The sequence below is a fragment of the Deferrisoma sp. genome (assembly GCF_054681715.1).
The window spans coordinates 1-2,346 of the sequence record NZ_BAAHFQ010000274.1; the positions used below are offsets into that span (position 1 = coordinate 1).

At 69.1% G+C, this 2,346-nt stretch carries 2 protein-coding genes; both read left to right on the forward strand.

From position 1 onward, the window contains the following. Window positions 1–10 precede the first annotated feature (10 nt). Window positions 11–598, forward strand: a complete 588-nt coding sequence (locus ACY0I8_RS17790) for an NADH:ubiquinone reductase (Na(+)-transporting) subunit E (RefSeq protein ID WP_459940472.1) — start codon at window positions 11–13, stop codon at window positions 596–598. Continuing rightward, window positions 598–1,698: an FAD-binding oxidoreductase gene (locus tag ACY0I8_RS17795; RefSeq protein WP_461395810.1), complete on the forward strand. Its 1,101-nt coding sequence runs from the start codon at window positions 598–600 to the stop codon at window positions 1,696–1,698. The genes ACY0I8_RS17790 and ACY0I8_RS17795 overlap by 1 nt, the downstream gene beginning before the upstream one ends. The last annotated feature ends 648 nt before the right edge of the window (window positions 1,699–2,346 follow it).

The following is a 2,346-nucleotide window of genomic DNA, read 5'->3' on the forward strand; positions in this document are numbered from 1 at the left end:
AGAGGACACCATGGGCCAACAGGGCGCTCTGACGATCTTCATCGCCTCGATCTTCATCAACAACATCCTGCTCGCGAACTTCCTGGGGATGTGCTCGTTCATCGCGGTGAGCCGCGAGGTGCGAACCGCCGCGGGGCTGGGCGCGGCGGTGGTGTTCGTGATGACCCTGACCTCGGGGCTCAACTACCTCGTGTACGCCTACCTCCTGGAGCCCCTGGGCCTCGGGTACCTGCGCTACATCGCCTTCATCGTGGTCATCGCGGCCACGGTCCAGCTCGTGGAGATGGTGATCGAGCGCGCAAGCCCCGTGCTGTACTACGCCCTGGGCATCTTCTTACCCCTCATCACGGTGAACTGCGCCATCCTGGGGGTGAGCCTCTTCATGGTGATCCGGCAGTACTCCTTCGTGCAGAGCCTGGCCTACGGCGCCGGGAGCGGGGTGGGGTGGGCGCTCGCGATCCTCGCCATGGCCGGGCTCCGGCAGAAGATGAAGCGCTCCCGGGTGCCGGCGGCCCTCGAAGGCCCGGGCATCACCGTGATCCTCGCGGGGATCATGGCGCTCGCGTTCATCGGGTTCTCGGGCATGGTGCCGATGTGATGGGGCCGGTCGCCACCGCCGTCGGCGTGCTCGCCGGGCTGGGGGCGTTCCTGGCCCTCATCCTGGTGCTGGCCGAGCGGAAGCTCGTGCGCTCGGGGCCGGTGCGCCTTCGGGTCAACGACGCCGATCCCCTGGAGGTCCCCGGCGGGGAGCCGCTTCTTTCGGTTCTGCGGGAGCGCAAGATCTTCATCCCCTCGGCCTGCGGCGGCCGGGGGAGCTGCGGCCTGTGCAAGGTGCGGATCCTCGAAGGGGGAGGCCCCGTTCTCCCCACCGAGACGCCCCACCTCACCCCCGAGGAGATCGAGAACCGGGTCCGGCTTTCGTGCCAGGTGAAGGTCCGGGAGGACATGGCCATCGAGATCCCGGCCCAGCTCCTCGAGGTGGAGGAGTACGAGGCCCGGGTCGAGGCCATCGAGGAACTCACCTACGACATCCGGCGGGTGCGGCTCGCCTTCGATCCCGGGGTGGAGTTCCGGTTCCGGGCCGGGCAGTACGTGCAGATCGAGACCCCCATCTACGACGGCCTGGGCGAGCCGGTGTACCGGGCCTACTCCATCAGCTCGCCGCCCCAGGAGACCGGGGCGATCGAGCTCATCATCCGCAAGGTGCCCCGGGGCATCTGCACCACCTTCATCCACGAACTCCTGCTCGTGGGCGACCGGCTCAAGCTGAACGGCCCCTACGGCGAGTTCTACCTGCGGGAAACCCCGGCCGAGGCGGTGTTCATCGCCGGGGGCTCCGGGCTCGCGCCGTTCGAGAGCATCCTGGCCGACATGGTGGCCCGGGGCATCCGGAAGAAGGTGACCCTGTTCTTCGGGGCCGTCTCCCGCCGGGACCTCTACGACGTGGAGCGGCTCGAGGCCTATTGCGACCGGCTCGAGGGGTTCTCGTTCGTGCCGGCGCTGTCGAAGCCCGCGCCCGAGGACGCCTGGACCGGGGAGACCGGGCTCATCACCGACGTGGTGGCCCGCCACTACGAGTCCATGGAGGGCATGGAGGCCTACCTGTGCGGGAGCCCGGGCATGATCGACGCCTGCGTCAAGGTGCTCACCCAAAAGGGCGTGCCCGAGGACCGGATCTACTACGACAAGTTTGCGTGAGTCGGCTGGAAGGCTGGAAAGCTGGAAGGCTGGGAGGCCGTGCCAGGTGGCAGACGACGGAGGACAGCGGCGTTCTGACACCTGTCCTCTGAATTCTGACGCCTGATCCGGAAGCCGCTTCCCCTGGTTGGGGCCGGCGCCAACGCTGGCGTAGCGGGAGATTTTCGCGTCCCAGCGTCCGCGCCTCCGAGCGTTCCAGCGGAAATTCCTTGGGGGCCCGTGTGGGAGCGGCGTCCACGCCGCGATCCGGGCCGCAGGCCCGGGTGTGGGGGGCGCGCTCGGGAGTGCGGAACGCCGGAGGGTTCCCGGGGCGCGTCGAGCGACCGAACGATTTCCGATTCACGATTTCACGATTCACCGCAGTCGGGCCGCCTAGCCGGCCAGCCGCCTAGCCGCCCAGCGGAACGTTGCCCGAATCCGGGGCCGCAGGGCGTTGTTCCCTGGCCTTTCGGGCTCCCGGGGCCCCATGGAGAAGGATCGATGAAGCAGTCCCCCGATCTCGCCGCGGCCCAGGCCCGCATGGGCCGGGGCGCCCTGACCCGCGACGGGTTCCTGGGCACCGACGGGCGCGACCTCCTGGAAATCCTCCAGGACGACGACGGCCGCGTGCGGCGTCTGGGGCTCACCCACGGGGAGATCGCTGCGGCC